Genomic DNA, 20,444 nt, shown 5'->3' with positions numbered 1-20,444 from the left:
CACCTCCCGGGGAGCCCTCGGCCCGCTCCAAGGGTGAAGATGGGGACAAGAGGTGGTAGACCACTCTCAGCGACAGAGAGGTCGGCCGTGGGCGGACACAAGGAGCAGGACGTTGCCCGGCAGGGGTTCGATGTGGCCGACGCCGTTCCCCTGTTGCTGGATCCGCACGGCATGGTGTCGAGCTGGACGGAGCGGGCCGAGCGACTGCTGGGGTACCGCGCGTCCGAGGCGGTGGGCCGCAAGTTCGCCGAGCTGCTGATCCCCGAGGACGCCGAGCGGGTGCCCGACCTGGTCGAGCGGTGCTGCTCGGACGGCGACTGGGCGGGGCTGATGACCGCCCGGCACCGGGACGGGCATCCGGTCGCGGTGATGGTGCGGATCACGCCGACGGTGGAGCCGCGCGGCCGTTCGTCGCTGCTGGTGCTGCTGTCGGAGCTGGCCGACTCGGCCGGCTGGGACATGAGCCGGTCCGTGCTGGAGCAGATGGTCACCGATACGGCGATCGGCATCGCGATCGTGGACACGGAGCTGCGCTTCGTGTGGTCCAACGCCGCGCTCGAGCAGTTCGGCGGCGGTCCCGCCGAGCGGCGGCTGGGGCTCCGGTTCGCGGACGTCCAGCCGGGGCTGAACGCCGAGGCCGTCGAGGCGCAGATGCGGCACGTGCTGGACACCGGCGAGCAGGTGGTCGGCTACGAGCACGTCGGGCGGGTGCGCTCGGCACCCATGCGCGAGACCGCGCACATGCTGTCGTTCACCCGCCTCGACGACGACCGCGGCCGTCCGATGGGCGTGTACTACACCGTCGTGGACGTCACCGAGCGGCACCGCGCCCGGGAGCGTCTCGCCCTGCTCGACCGGGCCGGCGAGCACATCGGCCAGACGCTGGACATCATGCGCACCGCGCAGGAACTGGCGGACGTCGCCGTGCCGGACCTCGCGGACTTCGTCCTGGTGGACCTGCTGGAGACGGTGCTGCACGGCGCCGAACTCCCGCCCGGACCGCTCACCGACTCCGACCGGGTGCCGCTGCGCCGCGCGGGACACCGGTCGATGTACGAGGATCTGCCGCGGACGGCCGTGGAGCACGGGGCGGTCGTGTCGTACCTGGCCGGTTCGCCGCCGGTGCGCTGTCTGACCACGGGCCGGTCCTGGCGTCAGGAACAGCTCGACCCGCTGGCCCTGGAGTGGGCCGCGACCCCGGGCGGCCGGGAGTCCACGTTTCTGGAGCTGGGCCTCCAGAGCGTGATGGTCGTCCCGGTCCGGGCGCGTGGCGTCACCCTGGGCGTCACCACGTTCTTCCGTCGGCGCCGGCAGAACCCGTTCGACGCGGACGACCTCAATCTGGCCGAGGACCTCGTCTCCCGCGCCGCCGTCTGCGTGGACAACGCCCGGCGCTACACCCGTGAGCGGGACGCCGCGCTCGTCCTCCAGCGCAGTCTGCTGCCCCGCCGGCTGCCCGAGCAGGACGCCGTCGAGGTGTCCGCCTGCTATCTCCCGGCCGACGAGCTGACCGGTCTGGGCGGCGACTGGTACGACCTGATCCCGCTGTCCGGCGCCCGGGTCGCCCTGGTCGTCGGCGAGGTACCGGGGCACGGCATCGACGCCGCGGCGGCCATGGGGCGGCTGCGCACCGCCGTACGGACCCTGGCCGCGATCGATCTGCCGCCCGAGGAGGTGCTCGCCCATCTGGACGACCTGGCGTCGCGGCTGGCGCGGGACGAGGGCGGCGGGGAGTCCGGCGACGCCCCCGGCCGGTCCGTCGGGTCCGGGTGCCTGTACGTGGTCTACGACCCCGTGGACGGTAAGTGCACGATGGCCGCGGCGGGCCATCCGGCGCCCGCGGTGGTGGCCCCCGACGGCACGGTCACCTTCGTGGACCTTCCGCAGGGGCCGGCGCTCGGTGTGGGCGGTCCGCCGTTCGAGGCGGTGGAGCTGTCCCTGACCGAGGGCAGCACGCTCGCCCTGCACACCGACGGTCTGCTGGCCCACGGGGAGCCGACGGGCGACGGGGCGGACCGGGAGCGCCTGCGTCAGGCCCTGGAGGGTGCCTCGTCGGCGCTCGAGCAGAGCTGCCGGGCCGTGGTCGACATGCTGGTCCCGGCCCGTCCGTACGACGACGTGGCCCTGCTGATGGCCCGTACCAAACGTCTCGACCCCGGGCAGGTCGCGGTCTGGGAGCTGCCGGCGGATCCGGCCGTCGTGGCCCAGGCCCGCAAGACCACCACCCGGCAACTGACCCGATGGGGGCTGGACGAGCTGGGCTTCACCACGGAACTGGTGGTCAGCGAACTGGTCACCAATGCCATCCGGCACGCCGACGGGCCCGTACGGTTGCGGCTGATCCGGGAGCGTGCGCTGGTGTGCGAGGTGTTCGACGGCGGCGCCACCGCTCCCCATCTGCGGCATCCCCGCGCGATGGACGAGGGCGGGCGCGGCCTGCTGCTGGTCTCCCAGCTGGCCCAGCGGTGGGGCACGCGGTTCGTGCCCGACGGGAAGATCATCTGGGCGGAGCAGTCGCTGAACGCACCGCTGGAGTGAGGCGAGGGCCATGGCGGAGGTGCCGATCGATTACGCGGCGGTCTACCGGGCCCTGCCCGGCATGGTGGCGGTGCTGACTCCGGACCTGGTCTACCTGGATGTCAACGAGGCCTTCGTCCGCGGGACCGGCCGGGCCCGGGAGAGCGTGGTGGGCCGCGGCATGTTCGACGTCTTCCCGGAGAACCCCAACGACCCGGAGGCCAAGGGCGCGCACAATCTGCGCACCTCGCTGCTGCGGGTCCTGTCCACCGGGGAGCGCGACACCATGGCCGTGCAGCGCTACGACCTGGAGACCCCGGAGCACTCGGGGGTGTGGGAGGAGCACTACTGGAGCCCGGTGAACACACCGGTGCGCGGTCCCGACGGGCGGGTCGCGATGATCGTGCACCGGGTCGAGGAGGTGACCGAGCTGGTCCGGGCCCAGGACAGCGCGGTCGGCGGCCGGGGGCTGGTGATGGAGACCGAGCTGTACGCGCGCGGCCGTGAGCTCCAGGAGCTCAACAACCGGCTGCGTCGGGCGCACGCCCGGGAACGCGAGGTGGCCCTGGCGTTGCAGGAGGCGATGCTGCCCGCCCGCCGGCAGGTCGGCCACCACCGTGCCGCGGTGCGCTACCGGCCGGCGGTGGGCGCGCTCAACGTCTGCGGCGACTGGTACGACCTGGTCGACCTGGTGGGCGGGCACCGCATCGGCGTGTCCGTGGGCGACGTGGTCGGGCACGGTCTGGCGGCGGCCGGGGTCATGGGGCAGCTGCGCAGCGCGCTCAGCGCCGCCTCCCGGGTGGCGGACGGGCCCGCGCAGGCACTGAACGTGGTGGGCCGCTACGCCCATGTGGTGGACGGGGCCGAGTCCGCGACGGCGGTGACGACGTTCATCGACTTCGACCGGCACACCATCACCTACAGCAGCGCCGGCCATCCGCCGCCCGTGCTGCTCCACCACGACGGACAGGTGGAGTTCCTCGACCGGGCCACCGACCCGCCGCTCGACGCCCAGCCCGATCCGACCCCGAGGTCGGAGGCGACGACCGGGTTCACGCCGGGGGCGACCCTGGTGCTGTACACCGACGGTCTGATCGAGCGGCGCCGGGAGGACATCGACCTGGGTCTGCTCCGGCTCTCCGAGGCCCTGGGCCGCCACCGGACGGAGGATCCCGAGACCCTCGCGGACATCGTGCTGCTGGAGCTGCTGCGCCCCGGCGGCGCCACGGACGACACGGCGCTGGTCGTCGTACGGCTGTGACGTCGGGAACCCGTGGGTCAGTGGCCGGTGCGCTCCCGGTCGAGCCGCGCCGTGCGGTCCACGTTGCGCCGGTCCTCCGGGTCGTCGCTGGGCGCGCCGGCGAACCAGGCGTCGAGGATCTCCCTCAGCAGCGGTACGGAGGTCAGCCGCAGGCTGAGCGCCAGCACGTTGGCGTCGTTCCAGCGGCGCGCGCCGTCCGCCGTGTACGCGTCCGCGCACAGGGCGGCCCTGACGCCGGGCACCTTGTTCGCGGCGATGGAGGCGCCCGTGCCGGTCCAGCAGCACACCACCGCCTGGTCGGCCGTCCCGTCGGCGACGTCGCGGGCCGCCGCCTCGGAGCAGACGGCCCACTGCGGGTCGTCCCCGGGGCTGAGGGCGCCGTGCGCGCGTACCTCGTGGCCGCGCTCGCGGAGCTCGGCGAGGAGGGCGTGGGCCACGGGTTCGTCCATGTCGGAGGAGACGGAGATCCGCATGCTTCGGAGCCTACTCCGCGCGGTACGCCACTGACGGACGCTCAACGGCCCGGCCCGGCCCGGCACATCCCGTCCCGTCGCACCTGGTGCCGGGTCGCCGTGCCCGGTCCTAGACTGGCAGCCCACGACGTGCCGGATGACCTGCTCGAATGCGGCGGCACCGCCCGTCCGCCAGAGTCGAGGAGCGTGCGCTTGTTCTACTATCTGCTCAAATACGTGCTGCTGGGCCCGCTGCTCCGACTGGTCTTCCGGCCGCGAATAGAGGGCCTGGAGCATGTTCCGTCGTCCGGCGCCGCCATCGTCGCGGGCAACCATCTGTCGTTCTCCGACCACTTCCTGATGCCGGCCGTGCTCAAGCGGCGCATCACCTTCCTCGCCAAGGCCGAGTACTTCACCGGCCCCGGCCTCAAGGGCCGGCTGACGGCGTTCTTCTTCCACAGCGCGGGGCAGATCCCCGTCGACCGCTCCGGCAAGGAGGCGGGGCAGGCCGCGATCCGGGAGGGCCTCGGGGTGCTGAGCAAGGGGGAACTGCTCGGCATCTACCCGGAGGGCACGCGCTCGCACGACGGCCGCCTCTACAAGGGCAAGGTCGGTGTCGCGGTCATGGCCCTCAGGGCGGGCGTGCCGGTGATCCCCTGCGCGATGATCGGCACGTTCGAGGCGCAGCCGCCCGGCAAGGTGATCCCGCGGATCCACCCGGTGGTGATCCGTTTCGGTGAGCCGCTGGACTTCTCGCGCTACGCCGGCATGGAGAACGAGAAGGCGGTCCTGCGCGCCATCACCGACGAGATCATGTACGCCGTCCTCCGCCTGTCCGAGCAGGAGTACGTCGACCAGTACGCGGCGGTCGCCAAGGCCGAGGACGCGGCGCGCGAGGCGGAGGACAAGCGGCGGTTCCCGCGCCTGCCGCTGCGCTGATCACAGGGAGGCACCCGCCTCGTCGAGCAGGCGTCGCAGCCGCAGCGCGTCGGGTGCCACGGCGCTCACCAGGACGGCGGGTCCGGCGAGCGGCAGGACGGCGGCGCCCTCGCCCAACTGCCGGGCGCCTGCCGGCTTTTCCTCGAACTCGGGGTCCACTACGACAAGTTGGCCCACGGCTCGGTGTCCGTCCAGCACGGCGGGGCCGTCCCAGCCTCCGGGGGCTCCGGGACCGCAGGACAGCTCCTGGTCGAGGACGGCACGCCCCGCGATCCGTACGGTCAGACGGGAGGTGAGCCTTCCGGGTGGCTCCCCGGCGCGCCCCAGCACCTGCTCCTCCCGCAGCACGAGCCGGGCCCCGGGAGCGAGGTCGACCCGGGTGGTGACAGACAGGTCGCTCCCCCTGACGGAGATCAACTGCTCGGGGAGCCAGTGCAGTTCACCGCCCTCGGCGACGGTGAGCCGTGTGTCGTAGCGTGCCTGGCCCCCGGACCGGCCGGGCAGGGCGAGGGTGGCGGCGGCCGATCCGAACCGGAGCCGGGCGCCCGGCTCCACGTCCGCGAGCACCGTGAGGCGGTCCCCGCCGAGGGGGCCGCTCATGGCGCCGACCAGCACGACGCGCGCCTCGGCGCCGGTCCCCCGCGTCCGCCGGAGCGCCAGGGGGCCGTCGCTCTCCAGCACGGGCAGGGAGGTCCCGCCCCGGCCGTCGGGGCGGGCGCGGACCCGGGCGACGGCACATACGCCGGCGGTGGTCACGCCGTCCACGCCGCGAGCCGCTCCCGCACCCAGTCGGCGACCTCCTTCGCCCCGTCTGCGCCGCGCAGCGACTGGAACACCACGGGGAGGTGGGCCCGCTGGGCCCTGGCGTCGGCGGCCATGCGGGCCAGGTCGGAGCCGACGTAGGGGGCGAGATCGGTCTTGTTGACGACCAGCAGGTCGGCGGTGGTGACCCCGGGGCCGCCCTTGCGCGGGATGTCGTCCCCGCCGGCCACGTCGATGACGAAGATCTGCGCGTCCACGAGCCCCCTGGAGAAGGTGGCGGTGAGGTTGTCCCCGCCGGACTCGACGAGGATCAGATCCAGCGGTCCGGCCTCGTCCTCGAGGTCCTCGACGGCTTCGAGGTTGGCGGAGATGTCGTCGCGGATCGCGGTGTGCGGGCACGCCCCGGTCTCCACGGCGGTGATCCGCTCGGGCGGCAGCACGGCCTCGCGGAGCAGGAACTCGGCGTCCTCCCGCGTGTAGATGTCATTGGTGACGACGGCGAGCGACACCTGGTCCCGCAACTCCCGGCAGAGCGCGGCGACGGTGGCGGTCTTCCCGGACCCCACGGGCCCACCGAGCCCGATCCGCAGAGCCCGCCGCCTCCCGTCGGGCCGACGTACATCAGCACTGACGGCGGCGGGCCCGTCGTGGGAGAGGGAGTGATCAAGATGCATGGAACGCCTCCAGTATCCAGCTATCCAGCCCGTCCGGCACATGAGGACGAGGCCGCTGACAACTTCCAGCCCGTCCGGCGTTTGAGGACGAGGCCGTAGGCCGATGGGGGGTCCGGGGGCGGAGCCCCCGGGGACGGGAAGGGAAGGGGCGGCGGGGGCGACCTCACGTGGCGAAGAGCCGACCCGACCGCCCCGCATGCGCCTCCGCGAAAACCTCCAGCAACGGCGCGGACGCCGAAGGCAACACGTCGACCCCCTCACCGACAACCCCCCGCGCCGCCTCCACGGCCCGCGAAACCACCCCGTCCACCTCCACCGCCAACCGCGCCGAAACCCCCGTCGCGTCCAGCGGATCGAGCCCCAGCAACCGCACCACCGCCGACGCCGGCCCACTCACACACTCGTAGGCCACGCAGTACGCCGCATCCACCGCCCCCAGCCCCGCCGCCCGCGCGACCACCCCCAGCACCACCGGTTGATGCGCCCCCTTGGGAAACCGCCGCGCCAGTGCTTCGAGCTCGTCGGAGGGCCACACCGCGCGCCCCGCCCGCGTCAACTGCCGCCCCAGCCTGCGCGCGGCCAGACGCAGCGCGGGCGAGGGCGTACGCGCATCGGCGGCCGCGTCCAGCGCCACCGGATCGACCCCCAGCGCCGCCGCGGCGGCGAGCGCCGCCCCAACGAGCCCCGTCGTGTGCAGCCGCCCCCGGCAGAAGTCCTCCAGGCTCGCGGCCCCCGTGATCCGCCCGGCCCGGACCGCCGCCTCGGCCCCGCCGGAGTGCGCGTGCCCCCCGGCGGGAAACCGGCCGTCGGCCAGAACCAGCAGCGCTCCCCTGGACATCAGAAGAGGAAGTAGCGCTGGGCCATGGGCAGTTCCTCGGCCGGGGACGCCTCGATCAGCTCCCCGTCGACCCGCACGGCGAAGCTGTCGGGGTCGATCCGCACGTCCGGCATGGCGTCGTTCTCCCGCATGTCCGCCTTGGTCACCCCACGGGTGGAGTCGATGGTCACGAACCGCTTGCCAAGACCCAGCCGGTCCGGCAGTCCGGCCTCGATCGCCGGTTCCGCCACGAAGTTCACCGAGTTGGCTGCGGGCGCCCGCCCGATCGCCCCGAACATCGGGCGCGGGAGCACCGGCTGCGGGGTCGGGATGGACGCGTTGGCGTCGCCCATCTGCGCGTAGGCGATCTGTCCGCCCTTGAGGACGAGGAGGGGCTTGACCCCGAAGAACGCCGGTTCCCACAGCACGAGATCGGCCAGCTTGCCGCGCTCCACGGAGCCGATCTCACGGGCCAGCCCCTGGGCGAGCGCCGGGTTGATCGTGTATTTGGCGACATAGCGACGTACCCGGTGGTTGTCGGCGCGTCCGTCGCCGGGAAGCGCGCCGCGCCGTCGCTTCATCACATGGGCGGTCTGCCAGGTCCGCATGATCACCTCTCCTACGCGTCCCATGGCCTGGGAGTCGGAGGAGATGACCGAGATGGCGCCGAGGTCGTGCAGCACGTCCTCGGCACCGATGGTGGACGGCCGGATCCGGGACTCGGCGAAGGCGAGGTCCTCCGGTACGGCCGGGTTCAGGTGGTGGCAGACCATCAGCATGTCGAGGTGCTCCTCGACGGTGTTGACGGTGAACGGCCGGGTGGGGTTGGTGGAGCTGGGCAGGACGTGCGGTTCGGAGACCACGGTCATGATGTCCGGGGCGTGTCCGCCGCCGGCGCCCTCGGTGTGGTACGCGTGGATGCCGCGTCCGGCGATCGCGGCGAGCGTGTCGCCCACGAATCCGGCCTCGTTGAGGGTGTCGGTGTGGATGGCGACCTGGACGCCGGTCCGCTCGGCGACGGTCAGCGCGGCGTCGATGACGGCCGGGGTGGAACCCCAGTCCTCGTGCAGTTTGAGCCCGGCCGCGCCGCCCCGGATCTGGGCGAGCAGCGCCTCCTGGGAGACGGTGTTGCCCTTGCCGAGCAGCCCGATGTTCAGCGGGTACGCCTCCATGGCCTCCAGCATCCGCGCCAGGTGCCAGGAACCGGGCGTGACGGTGGTCGCCTTGGAGCCCTCTGCGGGTCCGGTGCCGCCGCCGACCAGGGTGGTGACACCGGAGGCCAGCGCCTCGTCGGCGATCCCCGGGCAGATGAAGTGGACGTGCGCGTCGATGGCTCCGGCGGTCAGGATCCGTCCGTTGCCGGCGATGATCTCGGTCTCGGGGCCGATGACCAGGTCCGGGTGGACGCCGTCCATGGTGTCGGGGTTGCCGGCCTTGCCGATGCCGGTGATCCGGCCGTCGCGGATGCCGATGTCGGCCTTGACGACGCCCCAGTGGTCGACGACGACCGCGCCGGTGACGACCGTGTCCGGGGTGCCGTCCGCGCGGGTGGCGCGGGACTGGCCCATGGACTCGCGGATGACCTTTCCACCGCCGAACACGGCCTCGTCGCCCGCGCGTCCGGGCCCGCCGGAGCGGTCCTCCTCGATCTCGATCAGCAGGTCGGTGTCGGCGAGCCGGATGCGGTCACCGGTCGTCGGGCCGAACAGGTCGGCGTAGGCGGCGCGGGAGATCTCAGGCATCGAGCGCGCCTCCGGTCTCCCCGCGCAGTCCGGGCACCACGCGGGCTCCGGCGAGCGGGACGAGTTCCACCTCGACGGGGATGCCGGGCTCGAACCGTACGGCGGCGCCGGCGGCGATGTTCAGCCGCTTTCCGCGCGCCGCCGCGCGGTCGAACTCCAGGCCGGGGTTGGCCTCGGCGAAGTGGTAGTGGGAGCCGACCTGGACGGGCCGGTCGGCGGCGTTGAGGACGGTCAGCGGGGTGACGTCGAGACCCGCGTTGTAGGCAATCGGGTCGTCGGCGAACAGGATCTCTCCGGGAATCACGGCGGCCGCTCCCCCGTCAGACGATCGGGTCGTGGACGGTGACGAGCTTGGTGCCGTCCGGGAAGGTCGCCTCCACCTGGACGTCGTGGATCATCTCCGGGACGCCCTCCATGACCTCGTCCCGGGTGAGCAGCCGGCGCCCTGAGGCCATGAGTTCGGCGACGGTGCGGCCGTCCCGGGCACCCTCGAGGATGTGCGCGGTGATGAGGGCGACCGCCTCGGGGTGGTTCAGCGTGAGTCCGCGGGCCCGGCGCTTCTCGGCGACGTCGGCCGCCACGTGGATCAGCAGCCTCTCTTGCTCGTGCGGGGTCAGTTGCACGTCCCACCTCACAGTCCTCGCTCCGGACCGTGCGGGGCCCGGTTGCCGCGGCCACCGCGCGACGTGCCTGGTGGCGTGGAGGGTGAGGCTAGTCGGACGGGGTTTCGGGCACGTTAACCGAACCGTGACCCGCCGGGGCGGGCCGGTCCGGGTCCCGGTGGCTCATCAGACCGCGCAGCCCGTTCTGAAGCACCTCGACCGGGGCGGAGCCGAACAGTGACTGCTGGGCCAGGAACCCCTGCACGAGGGCGACCATGATCCGCGCCACGTCCTGCGCGGGAACGTCCGCCGCCATCATCCCGGCACTCTGATAGCCCTCGACGACCCGGGTCCACGCGTCCCGCACCGCGCCATACCCCTCGCGCAGGGCGGCGGCCAGCTCGGGGCTGCGCAGGGTCTCCGCCCAGACCTGGAGGATCAGGCTCGGGAAGGCGGGCTCCCCGTCGACGGTGAGGGAGGCGCGGGCGCCGAGGACGCGGCCGAGCACCGCGCCGATCAGACGGTCCGGCGACGGGGGCGGGCTCTGCCCGGCGGCCTCGTCGAAGGCCTCCCGGACCTCACCGAGCACCTCGCCGACGATCGCGGTGATCAGCTCGTCCTTGCCCGCGAAGTAGCGGTAGACCGCGCCGGCCGACAGGTCGACCTCCTTGAGGACGTCCTGCATGGAGGTGGCGTGGAAGCCGTTGCGGGCGAAGCAGAGCGCGGCGCCGTCGAGGATCTGACGGCGGCGGGCGTCGAGGTGTTCCTGGGATACGCGAGCCATGCGCCGAATCTAAAACGAACATTCCTTCTTGACAAGAAGCACGCGGAGCGGGACGGTGGCGATGAACGTAAAACGAACGATCCTTCTTTCAGGCCCGCTGGAGCTCTCATGCCCTCCTCATCACTGTCGCCGCACCGCCGGGTCCTCGCCGTGATGCTGCTGATCCCCGCCCTGGTGGCGCTGGCCCTCTGGGCCTTCGCCTGGCCCGCGGCCCGTACGGCGCCTAACGACCTGCCACTCGGCGTGGCCGGCCCCGCCGCCGCGACCGCGCCGGTGGAGCAGCAGCTGAAGCAGCGGAACGGCGCCTTCGAACTGCACCGCTACGCCGATGAGGCCGCCGCCCGTGAGGCCGTCGAGGACCGCGAGGTGTACGGCGCGGTCGTCGTCACCGAGCGGGGCCCGAGGCTGCTCACCGCGTCCGCGGCGAGCCCGGTCGTGGCCCAGATGCTCCAGCAGGCGGTGGCGGAGCGGGCCTCCGCCACCGGCGCGGCGGTCACCACCGTGGACGTCGTGCCCGCCGCCGAACGGGATCCGCGCGGCGCGGTCCTCAACACGAGCGTGCTGCCCCTGGCCCTGGCCGGGATCGGGGCCGGCGCCGCGGTGACGCTGCTGGGGCTGCGCGGCACCCGCGCGGTGGCCGCGCTGGCCGGGGCCGCCGCCCTGGTCGGAGCCGTGGCGGCGGCCCTGGCGCACAGCTGGCTGGAGGCCGTTCCGGGGGACTGGTGGGCCGTGGCCGGTACGTTCGCCCTGGCCGCGCTGGCCATGAGTGCGGGGGTCGCCGGACTCGCGGCGCTGATGGGCCGGGCCGGTATCGTCCTGGGCGGCGTTCTGATCATGCTGCTCGGCAACCCCTTCTCGGGGGCGGCCTCGGCGCCCGAGATGCTGCCCGGGCCGGCCGGGGTGATCGGCCAGTGGCTGCCGCCGGGGGCGGGAGTGTCCCTGCTGCGCTCGGTGTCCTTCTTCGACGGCGCGGCGGCGGCCGGGCCCGCGCTGACGCTGACCTGGTGGGCGGCGCTCGGCCTGGGGGCCGTCCTGGTCGGCGACGCACTGAAGGGACGTACGGGGAAGACGGAACCGGCGTCCGGGCCGAGCCTCGCTCCCGCCGGCTGACCGCCGCCCGACCCGCGTGACGGCCGCACCACCGCCCGCGGCACGAAGACGACCGTGCACCCCCGCCGTAGCGGACGGGGGTGCACGGTCCTGTTCGCCTGGGTCTACGAGGTGGCGGTTCCCCGGTGCTCCGCCGCGATGCCGAAGCGCGGGTGTTCGCGGGCAGCGGACGCGACCTCACGGACACCGGCCAGCGTGCTGATCACCGGCTCCTCGGCGGGCTCCCGGTCCTCCCGCAGCTCCTCGAGTCGTCGCAGGTCATCGGCGGACACAAGGGCGACGAGGGGCTTTCCGTGCCGGGTCACGACCACGCGTTCACCGCCGTACACCACTCGGTTGATGAGGTCGGCGAGCTCAGCCCTGGCTTGGGTAACCGGAATCTCGTAGGCCATGAACCCATCATAACGTCACGTACGTCCTGTACATTTTTTACAGAGACAACCAGACAGGAGGGGCTCTCATGACCCGACCGTCCGCCCGCCACGTCCTGCCCGAGTTCACCGAACGCACGGCATCCGGGCAACGGACGATGGATCCGTACTCGAAGCTGCTCGAGGAGCGGATCGTCATCCTCGGGACGCAGATCGACGAGACCTCCGCGAACGACGTGATGGCCCAGTTCATGTATCTGGAGCACCACTCCCCCGACCGGGACATCTCGCTCTACGTCAACTCCCCCGGCGGCTCCTTCCACTCCATGTCGGCGATCTACGACACGCTGCGCTACGTCACGTGCGACGTGGAGACGATCTGCCTCGGCCAGGCGGAGGGAGCCGCCGCGCTGCTGCTGGCCGCCGGCACCCCGGGCAAGCGGTTCGTGCTGCCCGACTCCCGTCTGGTGCTCCGTCAGCCCTCCCTCCTTGAGCCGATCGAGGGACAGACCAGCGATCTGGCCATCCAGGCGGAGGAGTTGACCCGTATCCGGTCCCGCATGGAGGAGATCCTGGCCCGGCACACGGGCCGCACGACGGAGCAGGTCCGGGCGGACATCGAGCGGGACAAGGTCCTCGACGCGCAGGCGGCGGTGGACTACGGCCTGGCCGACCGGATCGTCCCGAACCGCAGGAACGCGTACCCCGCCTCCGGCTCGAGGTGAGCCCCGGATGCTGCCACCCGAACTGCCCCCGCTGCCCGCGCTGACCCGCGCGGAGGCCGAGTTGATCGACCGTTATCTCGAGGTCGTCGACCTGCTCGGCCGGGTCAACCCCGCCCTCGGCGGTGACACCTACCGCGGACTGCGCGCGGCCCAGGCGCTGGTCGGCAAGGCGATCGCGCTGCGCGACGCGCTGACCCTGATGCACGGGCGCGGCGAGAGCGAGCTGCACTCCGTCACCCTGACGCGCGCCCTGCGCGTGCTGGACGGCGAGCGGCGCACGGCCCGGGTCACGCTGCCGCCGGATTCCGGCAGTTGACGCCCACGGACCCCGCACGACGACCCCGGCCGACGGCGCGTCCCGGCCGGGGTTGAAACGGACCAAACGGTGTACCCCCATCCGGCGTAGACGAACCTGCTGTTTTCGACGCGTCGAAGTTGCGCAACGCGCGTACCCGAAGGCCGGAATGGCCTGTCCCACCGCTGGTCCGCGGATCCCCCGGGCACGGGACGACGCCCCGAACAGGGAGCCGTCCACCCGAACGGATGAGTGGTGAGTAACAACACAAACCCCCCGTTCCGTTGGGTTTTCGATCGCGCCATGAGCCAAGATCCCTGACTGACGACAAGACCCCGCCGCCGCGGCGGGGCGATCCGGGCGGACGCCGAGTCCTGCCGCCGCCCGGATGACCGGTCGACAGGAGTGGATCGGCAGGAGTGGAGGACCCAAGCACGACGGGTCGCCGGAGCGTCAGTTCCGAGCAGCCCTTGGGGTGAAGCCGCACGCGTGCGGCCGGGCCACTTCGCCAGCCCGAATCCGACAGGTCATCCTTCACAGGCGGCTGACGAAGGGTTGCGCATGACTGCGCTCAATCGTGTCCCGTCTCTCATGGCCCGGGCCGGCACGGCCTCGGCCCTCACCCTGGCCGCCGTGGGCGGCACCATCGCGGTCCCCGGAGCCGCCTCGGAGGCGGCCGCCGCGAGCCCGGCCACGAGGGCGCTGCACATCGCGGCCTCCAAGAAGGGCTCGCCCTACCAGTGGGGTGCCACGGGGCCGAACAGGTTCGACTGCTCGGGGCTGACTCTGTACTCGTTCAAGAAGGCGGGCAAGAAGCTGCCGCGCACCGCCGCCCAGCAGTACAACAAGACCCGCCACATCTCCGCTGGCAGCCGCAGGGCGGGAGACCTGGTCTTCTTCCACTCGGGCGGCTACGTCTACCACGTGGGCATCTACGCGGGTAAGGGCAAGATCTGGCACGCCCCGAAGACCGGGGACGTGGTGCGCCTCCAGAAGATCTGGACCCGGAGCGTCTGGTACGGCCGGGTGAAGTGAACCGCGGGGGCGGCGGCGTCCGCAATCACCGCCGCCCCGCCGCCTCCCGGGGAGGCGGTTCGTGCTGCTCCTGCTGTCCCGCCGCCGTGACCGCTTCGGCGGGCCGGACGGTCCACGGGAGTTCGACCGAGACGGTCTTTCCGCCCTCACGCGTGCGGCGGATTCTCAGCCTGCCGCCGCACTCCGCGGTCAGCCAGCGGATGATGACCAGTCCGCGGCCGTTGTCCTGCTGGACCGCGGCGGGCAGCCGCTTGGGCAACCGCGGGTGGCTGTCCGTGACCCCGATGTGCACCCGTTCGTCGCGGACCAGGACGACGTCCACGGTGAAGGTGGGCGACTGCCCGAGCGTGTGCTGCACCGCGTTGGTGGCGAGTTCCGAGACGATCAGCCGGACGGTGTCGCACAGTTCCGTGTCCGCCGGCATGCCCCATTCGGCCAGCGTGCCCACCACATGGGCACGGGCGGCGGAGACCGAGGCGGGATCGCTCGGCAGAGTGACGGATGCTTCCAGATGGTCTGCCATGGCGAGGTCGTCCCTTTCCCACGGGACCGCAGTCCGACACGGAGCGGATTGTTCGAGTACGGTCCCGCACTGGTGCTTCGTCGCCAGACTGCCATCACCGCACGGCGTAGGGCGGCGATCCACCAAGATATGCATATATCTGTCGCTCAAAGCGGTGAACTCTGCGACGGGAGACCGTATGTGGGCGGCTCGGAAGGAGTAAGGAGAAGCCCATGCAGCACGGTCCCGCGGTGCGCCGCCGGAAACTGGGCGCCGAACTGCGCGCACTGCGCACCTCGGCGGGACTCACCAGTGGTGAGGCGGCCCGGCTGGCGGGCTGGCACCAGTCGAAGGTGAGCCGGATCGAGACGGGCACGAGCGGGGTGAAGCCGACCGACGTCCGGTTACTGCTCGACGTCTACGGCGTGGACGACCCGCAGCTGCGGGAGTTGCTCCTGGTGCTGTCGGGCTCCGGCGACCGCGGCAGCAGGGACCACTGGTGGCACGCCTACCGGGGTGTACTGCCGCCGACCTACCGGGACTTCATCAGCCTCGAGTCGCAGGCGAGCGCGATGCGGACCCTGGAGACCACGGTGATCCCGGGGCTGTTGCAGACACCGGAGTACGCCCGCGCGGTGACGGAGGCGGCCCTGGAGGGCGCGTCGGAGGAGCGCCTGGACACGCTGGTCGAGGTGCGGCTGGCCCGGCAGGACGTACTGCGGGCGGAGCCCCCGCTGGAGTTGAGCGCGGTCCTGGACGAGGCGGTGCTGCGCCGGGAGGTCGGCGGTCCGGGAGTGATGACCCGTCAGCTGAATCGGCTGGTCGAGGCCGCCCGGCTGCCCCAAGTGCGGTTGCAGGTCCTGCCGTTCTCCGCCGGGGCGCACATCGGCGTGACCGGTCCTTTCGTAATCTTTTCATTTTCGCGCACTTCTGATCTGGACGTGGTTGTTCTCGACCACTTGACGAGTAGCCTCTACCTCGAGCGGAAAGAAGACCTCCGGGCCTACTCGGAGGCCTTCAACGCCCTTTCGATCCACGCCCTTTCACCCGAGGACTCGTTGGATTTCATCGCCGGTACTGCAGCCGGCGCGTAAGGAGGCACGATGCCTGCACCGCCTCGGACCCTTTCCTCCGGCCTCGCGCTGAGCGATGTGCGGTGGCTGCGCAGCAGCTACAGCACCGGCGCGAACAACTGCGTCGAGACGGCCCGGCCGGCCACCGGCCCCCTGGCCGGACTGCTCGCCGTGCGCGACTCCAAGGCCCCCGACGGCCCCGCGCTGCTGTTCTCCCCCGACAGCTGGGCGGAGTTCCTGACCGCGGTCCGCTGACCGGCCACCGAATCACCGACCGACCGATCAACCCCTCGTCGAGCGACTCACGGCCGTGCCCCGCCGACTCATGGTCGCGTCTCGCCGATCACACGTACAGCGCGTTCGATCTCCGCCCCGGACAGGTCCGCGCGGGCGGTCAGCCTGAGCCGTGAGATGCCGTCGGGCACGGAAGGAGGACGGAAGCAGCCCACGGACAGGCCGGCCGCCCGGCAGTCGGCCGCCCATCGCACGGCCTGCTCCGGGGACGGGGCGCGCACGGAGACGACCGCGGCGTCCGGACGCACCGCTTCCAGACCCGCGGCCGTCAGCCGGCCGTGCAGTTCCCGCGCCACCGCGCCGGCCCGCGCCGCCCGCCCGGGTTCGCGGCGCAGCAGCCGGAGCGCGGCGAGCGCCGCACCGGCCGCCGCGGGCGCGAGTCCCGTGTCGAAGATGAACGTCCGGGCCGCGTTGACCAGGTGGCCGATCACCCGGGAGGGCCCGAGCACCGCTCCGCCCTGGCTGCCGAGCGACTTGGACAGCGTCACCGTCACCACGACGTCGTCGGCGCCCGCGAGTCCCGCCGCGTGCGGAGCCCCCCGCCCCTCTTCCCCGAGCACGCCGAGACCGTGTGCGTCGTCGAGCACCAGACCCGCGCCGTGCTCGCGGCACGCCCCGGCGAGCCCGGCGAGCGGGGCGGCGTCGCCGTCCACCGAGAACACCGTGTCGGACACCGCGACCGCCGGTCCGTCGTGCCCGCCCAGCGCCTTGCGCACGGCGTCGGGGTCGGCGTGGGCCGCCACCTGCGTCGTCCCTCGGGCCAGCCGGCAACCGTCGATCAGCGAGGCGTGGTTGCCCGCGTCGGAGACGATCAGGGAGCCGTGCGGGGCCAGCGCGGTGACGGCGGCGAGGTTGGCCGCGTAGCCGGACGAGAAGACCAGGGCCGCCTCGAAGCCGCAGAAGTCCGCCAGTTCGCGTTCCAGCTCGGTATGGAGCTCGGTGGTGCCGGTGACGAGCCGGGAGCCGGTCGAACCGCCGCCCCAGGTCCGCGCCGCCCGTGCCGCGCCCTCGGTGACCTCCGGATGCCGGGCCAGACCCAGGTAGTCGTTGCTCGCCAGATCGAGCAGCGGCGTGTCGGCGGCCCGGGGGCGCAGGGTCCGTACGAGTCCGGCCCGGCGGCGCAGTTCCGCCTGCTCGTCGATCCAGCCGAACGCCATGGGTCCTCCGGGGCTTTTGTAGGCAGTGCACAGACAGTAGCGGGAGGCCGGGCGGACCACTGTGTGGCAATACCCACACGTCGAAGCGCCTCCGTTGTACGAACTCTCCTTGGCCCGGGAGGGTCGGGTAGGACAGGATCGGCTCTCATGGACCTGCTGAACACGCTGGTGGACAAGGGGCTTCGGCGCGAGACGCCGACCCGCGCGGAAGCTCTGGCCGTCCTCGCGACGTCCGACGACGACCTGCTCGATGTGGTGGCGGCGGCCGGGAAGGTGCGCCGGCACTGGTTCGGCCGACGGGTGAAACTCAACTATCTCGTCAACCTCAAGTCCGGCCTGTGCCCGGAGGACTGCTCCTACTGTTCCCAGCGGCTCGGTTCCAAGGCCGACATCCTCAAGTACACCTGGCTGAAGCCGGACGAGGCCTCGCGGGCGGCCGCCGCCGGTCTCGCGGGCGGCGCCAAGCGGGTGTGCCTGGTGGCCAGTGGCCGGGGTCCGACCGACCGCGATGTCGACCGGGTCTCGGACACCATCAAGGCCATCAAGGAGCAGAACGAGGGCGTCGAGGTGTGCGCCTGCCTCGGGCTGCTCTCCGACGGCCAGGCGGAGCGGCTGCGTGAGGCGGGCGCCGACGCCTACAACCACAACCTGAACACGTCCGAGTCGACGTACGGGGACATCACGACCACGCACACGTACGCCGACCGGGTGGACACGGTGCGAAAGGCGCACGCGGCCGGTCTGTCCGCCTGCTCCGGGCTGATCGCCGGCATGGGCGAGTCCGACGAGGACCTGGTCGACGTGGTCTTCTCGCTGCGCGAGCTGGACCCGGACTCGGTGCCGGTCAACTTCCTGATCCCGATGGAGGGCACACCGCTCGCCAAGGAGTGGCACCTCACCCCGCAGCGCTGCCTGCGCATCCTGGCGATGACGCGGTTCGTCTGCCCGGACGTCGAGGTGCGGATCGCCGGCGGCCGTGAGGTGCATCTGCGCACGATGCAGCCGCTCGCGCTGCACCTCGCCAACTCGATCTTCCTCGGCGACTACCTCACCAGCGAGGGCCAGGCCGGCAGGGAGGACCTGGAGATGATCGCGGACGCCGGGTTCGAGGTGGAGGGCACCGGCGAGGTGACGCTGCCCGAGCACCGCGCGGGCGGCGGCTGCGGGTCCGGCGAGGGCGACGGCGCGTGCGGTTCCGCGAGCTCGGGTGCCTCCTGCGGGAGCGCGGCCGAGGAGCCGCGCACCGATCTGGTCGCCGTACGCCGCCGGGGCGCCGGAACGGACCTCGCGCCCAATGCCTGAGCGGTCCGTCGCCGAACTGCTGGAACTCGACCGGCGGCACGTCTGGCATCCGTACGGGCCCATGCCGGGGCGTCAGGAACCGCTCGTCGTGGAGTCGGCGAGCGGGGTGCGGCTGACGCTCGCGGACGGCTCGGGCGAACTGGTCGACGGGATGTCGTCCTGGTGGTCGGCCATCCACGGCTACAACCACCCGGCGCTCAACAGGGCCGCGCGCGAGCAGCTGGAGCGGATGAGCCATGTGATGTTCGGCGGGCTCACGCACGAGCCCGCCGTCCGGCTGGCGAAGCTCCTTGTCGACATGTCTCCGGACGGTCTGGAGCATGTGTTCCTCGCCGACTCCGGGTCGGTGTCGGTCGAGGTCGCGGTGAAGATGTGCCTCCAGTACTGGCGTTCGCTGGGCAGGCCGGAGAAGCGGCGGCTGCTGACCTGGCGGGGCGGCTACCACGGTGACACCTGGCAGCCGATGTCGGTGTGCGACCCGGACGGGGGCATGCACGAGCTGTGGTCCGGGGTGCTGCCGCGCCAGGTGTTCGCCGAGGCCCCGCCCGCCGGGTACGAGGAGTCGTACGCCGACCGGCTGCGGGAGCTGATCGAGCGCCACGCGGGTGAACTGGCCGCGGTGATCGTGGAGCCGGTGGTGCAGGGCGCGGGCGGGATGCGGTTCCACTCCCCCGCGTATCTGCGGGTGCTGCGTGAGGCGTGCGACGCGCACGACGTGCTGCTGGTGTTCGACGAGATCGCGACCGGCTTCGGGCGCACGGGTGCCCTGTTCGCGGCGGAGCACGCGGCGGTGACGCCGGATGTGATGTGCGTGGGCAAGGCGCTGACCGGCGGTTATCTCACCATGGCGGCGACGCTGTGCACCGCGCGGGTCGCGCGAGGCATCTCGCGCGGTGAGGTGCCGGTGCTGGCGCACGGGCCGACCTTCATGGGCAATCCGCTGGCGGCGGCCGTGGCGTGCACCTCCATCGAACTGCTGCTCGGGCAGGACTGGCGCGCGGAGGTCGGGCGGATCGAGGCCGGGCTGCGCGCGGGGCTGGCTCCGGCGGCCGGCCTGCCCGGGGTGCGGGACGTACGCGTGCTGGGCGCCATCGGAGTCGTACAGCTCGATCACGCCGTCGACATGAGGGCGGCCACGGAGGCCGCGGTCCGTGAGGGCGTGTGGCTGCGGCCGTTCCGCGATCTGATCTACACCATGCCGCCGTACGTCACGGGCGACGCCGACGTGGCGCGCATCGCCGGCGCGGTGTGCGCGGCGGCGAAGGAGGGATGACATGCCGGTGATGGTGATCACGGGCACGGGCACCGAGGTCGGCAAGACCGTGGTGACGGCGGCGGTCGCCGCGACGGCGCTGGCGGCCGGCCGGTCCGTGGCCGTGCTGAAGGCGGCGCAGACGGGTGTGCGGCCGGAGGAGACCGGGGACGCCGAGGAGGCCGCGCGGCTCGCCGGCGCGGTGACCACGGCCGAGCTCGCCCGGTACCCCGATCCGCTGGCGCCGGCCACGGCGGCCCGCCGGGCCGGCCGGGCACCCGTTCATCCGCACGACATCGCGGAGCGTGCCGCCAAGCTGGCCACCGAGCACGATCTGGTGCTGGTGGAGGGCGCGGGCGGGCTGCTCGTACGGTTCGACGCGGCCGGCGGGACGCTGGCGGACGCGGCGGTACTGCTGTCTGCGCCGGTGCTGGTGGTGGCGTCGGCGGGGCTCGGCACCCTGAACGTCACCGAGCTGACGGCCCGTGAACTGCGCCGCCGGGGGCTCGACCTGGCGGGTGTCGTGATCGGCAGCTGGCCCGCCGAGCCCGATCTGGCCTCGCGCTGCAACCTGCTGGACCTGCCCGACGTGACCGGGGCCCCGCTGCTGGGCGCCGTACCGGCCGGGGCGGGCGCCCTCCCGCCGACGGAATTCCGCGCCTCGGCACCGCACTGGCTGGCGCCCCGTCTGGAGGGAACCTGGGACGCGGAAACGTTCCGGACGCGCGAGGCGCCCTGACGACGCGCAGGGGTGCGGACGGCGCATTGCGGGGAGAAT

At 72.5% G+C, this 20,444-nt stretch carries 23 protein-coding genes and 1 riboswitch; of the genes, 12 read left to right on the top strand and 11 right to left on the bottom strand.

Translation table 11 applies throughout. From position 1 onward, the window contains the following. Positions 1-87 precede the first annotated feature (87 nt). Positions 88-2,538, top strand: coding sequence for a SpoIIE family protein phosphatase (locus ACZ470_RS27000; RefSeq protein ID WP_468431267.1), 2,451 nt, complete (start codon positions 88-90; stop codon positions 2,536-2,538). 10 nt (positions 2,539-2,548) lie between these two features. Beyond that, entirely contained in the window at positions 2,549-3,778 is a 1,230-nt protein-coding gene (locus tag ACZ470_RS26995) for a PP2C family protein-serine/threonine phosphatase (RefSeq protein WP_468431266.1), read from the top strand. Positions 3,779-3,795: 17 nt separating this feature from the next. On the opposite strand, the gene ACZ470_RS26990 is transcribed toward ACZ470_RS26995, so the two are convergent. Further along, the gene (locus ACZ470_RS26990) at positions 3,796-4,251 is read right to left on the bottom strand and encodes an RpiB/LacA/LacB family sugar-phosphate isomerase (RefSeq protein ID WP_468431264.1); all 456 of its coding nucleotides are present in this window, start codon (positions 4,249-4,251) and stop codon (positions 3,796-3,798) included. A gap of 192 nt (positions 4,252-4,443) precedes the next feature. Here ACZ470_RS26990 and ACZ470_RS26985 point away from each other — a divergent pair, with 192 nt between their 5' ends. Continuing rightward, entirely contained in the window at positions 4,444-5,169 is a 726-nt protein-coding gene (locus tag ACZ470_RS26985; protein ID WP_468431262.1) for a lysophospholipid acyltransferase family protein, read from the top strand. On the opposite strand, the gene ACZ470_RS26980 is transcribed toward ACZ470_RS26985, so the two are convergent. The 7 genes from ACZ470_RS26980 to ACZ470_RS26950 all read right to left on the bottom strand — a co-directional run bounded on the left by ACZ470_RS26980 (position 5,170) and on the right by ACZ470_RS26950 (position 10,550). Beyond that, positions 5,170-5,934, bottom strand: a complete 765-nt coding sequence (locus ACZ470_RS26980; RefSeq protein WP_468431261.1) for an urease accessory protein UreD — start codon at positions 5,932-5,934, stop codon at positions 5,170-5,172. Next, positions 5,922-6,605, bottom strand: coding sequence for an urease accessory protein UreG (ureG, locus tag ACZ470_RS26975; RefSeq protein WP_468431260.1), 684 nt, complete (start codon positions 6,603-6,605; stop codon positions 5,922-5,924). Before ureG ends, ACZ470_RS26980 begins: the two co-directional genes overlap by 13 nt. Before the next feature lie 163 nt (positions 6,606-6,768). Beyond that, positions 6,769-7,443 (bottom strand): urease accessory protein UreF, encoded by a 675-nt coding sequence (locus ACZ470_RS26970; protein WP_468431258.1) that lies wholly within the window; start codon positions 7,441-7,443, stop codon positions 6,769-6,771. After that, positions 7,443-9,164: an urease subunit alpha gene (locus tag ACZ470_RS26965; protein ID WP_468431257.1), complete on the bottom strand. Its 1,722-nt coding sequence runs from the start codon at positions 9,162-9,164 to the stop codon at positions 7,443-7,445. Before ACZ470_RS26965 ends, ACZ470_RS26970 begins: the two co-directional genes overlap by 1 nt. After that, positions 9,157-9,468, bottom strand: a complete 312-nt coding sequence (locus ACZ470_RS26960; protein WP_468431255.1) for an urease subunit beta — start codon at positions 9,466-9,468, stop codon at positions 9,157-9,159. The genes ACZ470_RS26965 and ACZ470_RS26960 overlap by 8 nt, the downstream gene beginning before the upstream one ends. A 16-nt stretch (positions 9,469-9,484) precedes the next feature. Then, a complete protein-coding gene (locus ACZ470_RS26955; RefSeq protein ID WP_468431253.1) occupies positions 9,485-9,787 on the bottom strand; it encodes an urease subunit gamma in 303 nt (100 codons plus the stop codon). An 88-nt stretch (positions 9,788-9,875) separates the two neighbouring features. Continuing rightward, positions 9,876-10,550, bottom strand: coding sequence for a TetR/AcrR family transcriptional regulator (locus ACZ470_RS26950; protein WP_468431251.1), 675 nt, complete (start codon positions 10,548-10,550; stop codon positions 9,876-9,878). 108 nt (positions 10,551-10,658) lie between these two features. Here ACZ470_RS26950 and ACZ470_RS26945 point away from each other — a divergent pair, with 108 nt between their 5' ends. After that, entirely contained in the window at positions 10,659-11,660 is a 1,002-nt protein-coding gene (locus ACZ470_RS26945; protein ID WP_468431249.1) for an ABC transporter permease, read from the top strand. A gap of 104 nt (positions 11,661-11,764) precedes the next feature. Here ACZ470_RS26945 and ACZ470_RS26940 read toward each other — a convergent pair whose 3' ends face one another. After that, the gene (locus tag ACZ470_RS26940; RefSeq protein ID WP_468431247.1) at positions 11,765-12,052 is read right to left on the bottom strand and encodes a type II toxin-antitoxin system Phd/YefM family antitoxin; all 288 of its coding nucleotides are present in this window, start codon (positions 12,050-12,052) and stop codon (positions 11,765-11,767) included. A 68-nt stretch (positions 12,053-12,120) separates the two neighbouring features. Between ACZ470_RS26940 and ACZ470_RS26935 the strand changes: the two genes are divergently transcribed. The 3 genes from ACZ470_RS26935 (at position 12,121) to ACZ470_RS26925 (ending at position 14,086) form a co-directional block, all read left to right on the top strand. Further along, on the top strand, positions 12,121-12,756 hold the full coding sequence (locus ACZ470_RS26935; RefSeq protein WP_468431245.1) for an ATP-dependent Clp protease proteolytic subunit: 636 nt from the start codon (positions 12,121-12,123) through the stop codon (positions 12,754-12,756). Between the two features lie 7 nt (positions 12,757-12,763). After that, positions 12,764-13,072 carry a hypothetical protein gene (locus tag ACZ470_RS26930; RefSeq protein ID WP_468431243.1) on the top strand — a complete coding sequence of 103 codons (309 nt, stop codon included), beginning with the start codon at positions 12,764-12,766 and terminating at the stop codon, positions 13,070-13,072. A 347-nt stretch (positions 13,073-13,419) separates the two neighbouring features. Continuing rightward, positions 13,420-13,609, top strand: a riboswitch (cyclic di-AMP (ydaO/yuaA leader). Positions 13,610-13,612: 3 nt separating this feature from the next. Further along, entirely contained in the window at positions 13,613-14,086 is a 474-nt protein-coding gene (locus ACZ470_RS26925) for a C40 family peptidase (protein WP_468431241.1), read from the top strand. Positions 14,087-14,111: 25 nt separating this feature from the next. Here ACZ470_RS26925 and ACZ470_RS26920 read toward each other — a convergent pair whose 3' ends face one another. Further along, positions 14,112-14,609 (bottom strand): ATP-binding protein, encoded by a 498-nt coding sequence (locus tag ACZ470_RS26920; RefSeq protein WP_468431239.1) that lies wholly within the window; start codon positions 14,607-14,609, stop codon positions 14,112-14,114. Positions 14,610-14,821: 212 nt separating this feature from the next. Here ACZ470_RS26920 and ACZ470_RS26915 point away from each other — a divergent pair, with 212 nt between their 5' ends. Together ACZ470_RS26915 and ACZ470_RS26910 are read left to right on the top strand one after the other, a co-directional pair. Further along, positions 14,822-15,682 (top strand): helix-turn-helix domain-containing protein, encoded by an 861-nt coding sequence (locus ACZ470_RS26915; RefSeq protein WP_468431237.1) that lies wholly within the window; start codon positions 14,822-14,824, stop codon positions 15,680-15,682. A gap of 9 nt (positions 15,683-15,691) precedes the next feature. After that, on the top strand, positions 15,692-15,916 hold the full coding sequence (locus ACZ470_RS26910; protein WP_468431235.1) for a DUF397 domain-containing protein: 225 nt from the start codon (positions 15,692-15,694) through the stop codon (positions 15,914-15,916). Positions 15,917-15,984: 68 nt separating this feature from the next. Here the strand turns inward: ACZ470_RS26910 and ACZ470_RS26905 are convergent, their stop codons facing one another. Further along, positions 15,985-17,112 (bottom strand): 8-amino-7-oxononanoate synthase, encoded by a 1,128-nt coding sequence (locus ACZ470_RS26905; protein ID WP_468431233.1) that lies wholly within the window; start codon positions 17,110-17,112, stop codon positions 15,985-15,987. Positions 17,113-17,259: 147 nt separating this feature from the next. Here ACZ470_RS26905 and bioB point away from each other — a divergent pair, with 147 nt between their 5' ends. Genes bioB through bioD form a run of 3 tightly spaced genes read left to right on the top strand, consistent with a single transcriptional unit; the run spans position 17,260 to position 20,405 of the window. Continuing rightward, positions 17,260-18,414, top strand: a complete 1,155-nt coding sequence (bioB, locus tag ACZ470_RS26900; protein WP_468431231.1) for a biotin synthase BioB — start codon at positions 17,260-17,262, stop codon at positions 18,412-18,414. After that, positions 18,407-19,687 (top strand): adenosylmethionine--8-amino-7-oxononanoate transaminase, encoded by a 1,281-nt coding sequence (locus ACZ470_RS26895; protein WP_468431229.1) that lies wholly within the window; start codon positions 18,407-18,409, stop codon positions 19,685-19,687. The genes bioB and ACZ470_RS26895 overlap by 8 nt, the downstream gene beginning before the upstream one ends. A gap of 1 nt (position 19,688) precedes the next feature. Then, on the top strand, positions 19,689-20,405 hold the full coding sequence (bioD, locus tag ACZ470_RS26890; protein WP_468431227.1) for a dethiobiotin synthase: 717 nt from the start codon (positions 19,689-19,691) through the stop codon (positions 20,403-20,405). Positions 20,406-20,444 lie beyond the last annotated feature (39 nt).

This window comes from Streptomyces sp. NPDC031111, assembly GCF_055570675.1.
Note: the sequence above shows the minus strand (reverse complement) of the source record. Positions and strands in the feature narration are given on the sequence as shown.

Excerpts from the sequence above, each read along its gene's own strand:
- ACZ470_RS26995 (WP_468431266.1), top strand. The coding sequence starts at position 2,549 with ATGGCGGAGGTGCCGATCGATTACGCGGCGGTCTACCGGGCCCTGCCC.
- ACZ470_RS26990 (WP_468431264.1), bottom strand. The coding sequence starts at position 4,251 with ATGCGGATCTCCGTCTCCTCCGACATGGACGAACCCGTGGCCCACGCC.
- ureG (WP_468431260.1), bottom strand. The coding sequence starts at position 6,605 with ATGCATCTTGATCACTCCCTCTCCCACGACGGGCCCGCCGCCGTCAGT.
- ACZ470_RS26970 (WP_468431258.1), bottom strand. The coding sequence starts at position 7,443 with ATGTCCAGGGGAGCGCTGCTGGTTCTGGCCGACGGCCGGTTTCCCGCC.
- ACZ470_RS26965 (WP_468431257.1), bottom strand. The coding sequence starts at position 9,164 with ATGCCTGAGATCTCCCGCGCCGCCTACGCCGACCTGTTCGGCCCGACG.
- ACZ470_RS26950 (WP_468431251.1), bottom strand. The coding sequence starts at position 10,550 with ATGGCTCGCGTATCCCAGGAACACCTCGACGCCCGCCGCCGTCAGATC.
- ACZ470_RS26945 (WP_468431249.1), top strand. The coding sequence starts at position 10,659 with ATGCCCTCCTCATCACTGTCGCCGCACCGCCGGGTCCTCGCCGTGATG.
- ACZ470_RS26940 (WP_468431247.1), bottom strand. The coding sequence starts at position 12,052 with ATGGCCTACGAGATTCCGGTTACCCAAGCCAGGGCTGAGCTCGCCGAC.
- ACZ470_RS26935 (WP_468431245.1), top strand. The coding sequence starts at position 12,121 with ATGACCCGACCGTCCGCCCGCCACGTCCTGCCCGAGTTCACCGAACGC.
- ACZ470_RS26930 (WP_468431243.1), top strand. The coding sequence starts at position 12,764 with ATGCTGCCACCCGAACTGCCCCCGCTGCCCGCGCTGACCCGCGCGGAG.
- ACZ470_RS26925 (WP_468431241.1), top strand. The coding sequence starts at position 13,613 with ATGACTGCGCTCAATCGTGTCCCGTCTCTCATGGCCCGGGCCGGCACG.
- ACZ470_RS26920 (WP_468431239.1), bottom strand. The coding sequence starts at position 14,609 with ATGGCAGACCATCTGGAAGCATCCGTCACTCTGCCGAGCGATCCCGCC.
- ACZ470_RS26915 (WP_468431237.1), top strand. The coding sequence starts at position 14,822 with ATGCAGCACGGTCCCGCGGTGCGCCGCCGGAAACTGGGCGCCGAACTG.
- ACZ470_RS26910 (WP_468431235.1), top strand. The coding sequence starts at position 15,692 with ATGCCTGCACCGCCTCGGACCCTTTCCTCCGGCCTCGCGCTGAGCGAT.
- ACZ470_RS26905 (WP_468431233.1), bottom strand. The coding sequence starts at position 17,112 with ATGGCGTTCGGCTGGATCGACGAGCAGGCGGAACTGCGCCGCCGGGCC.
- bioB (WP_468431231.1), top strand. The coding sequence starts at position 17,260 with ATGGACCTGCTGAACACGCTGGTGGACAAGGGGCTTCGGCGCGAGACG.
- ACZ470_RS26895 (WP_468431229.1), top strand. The coding sequence starts at position 18,407 with ATGCCTGAGCGGTCCGTCGCCGAACTGCTGGAACTCGACCGGCGGCAC.
- bioD (WP_468431227.1), top strand. The coding sequence starts at position 19,689 with ATGCCGGTGATGGTGATCACGGGCACGGGCACCGAGGTCGGCAAGACC.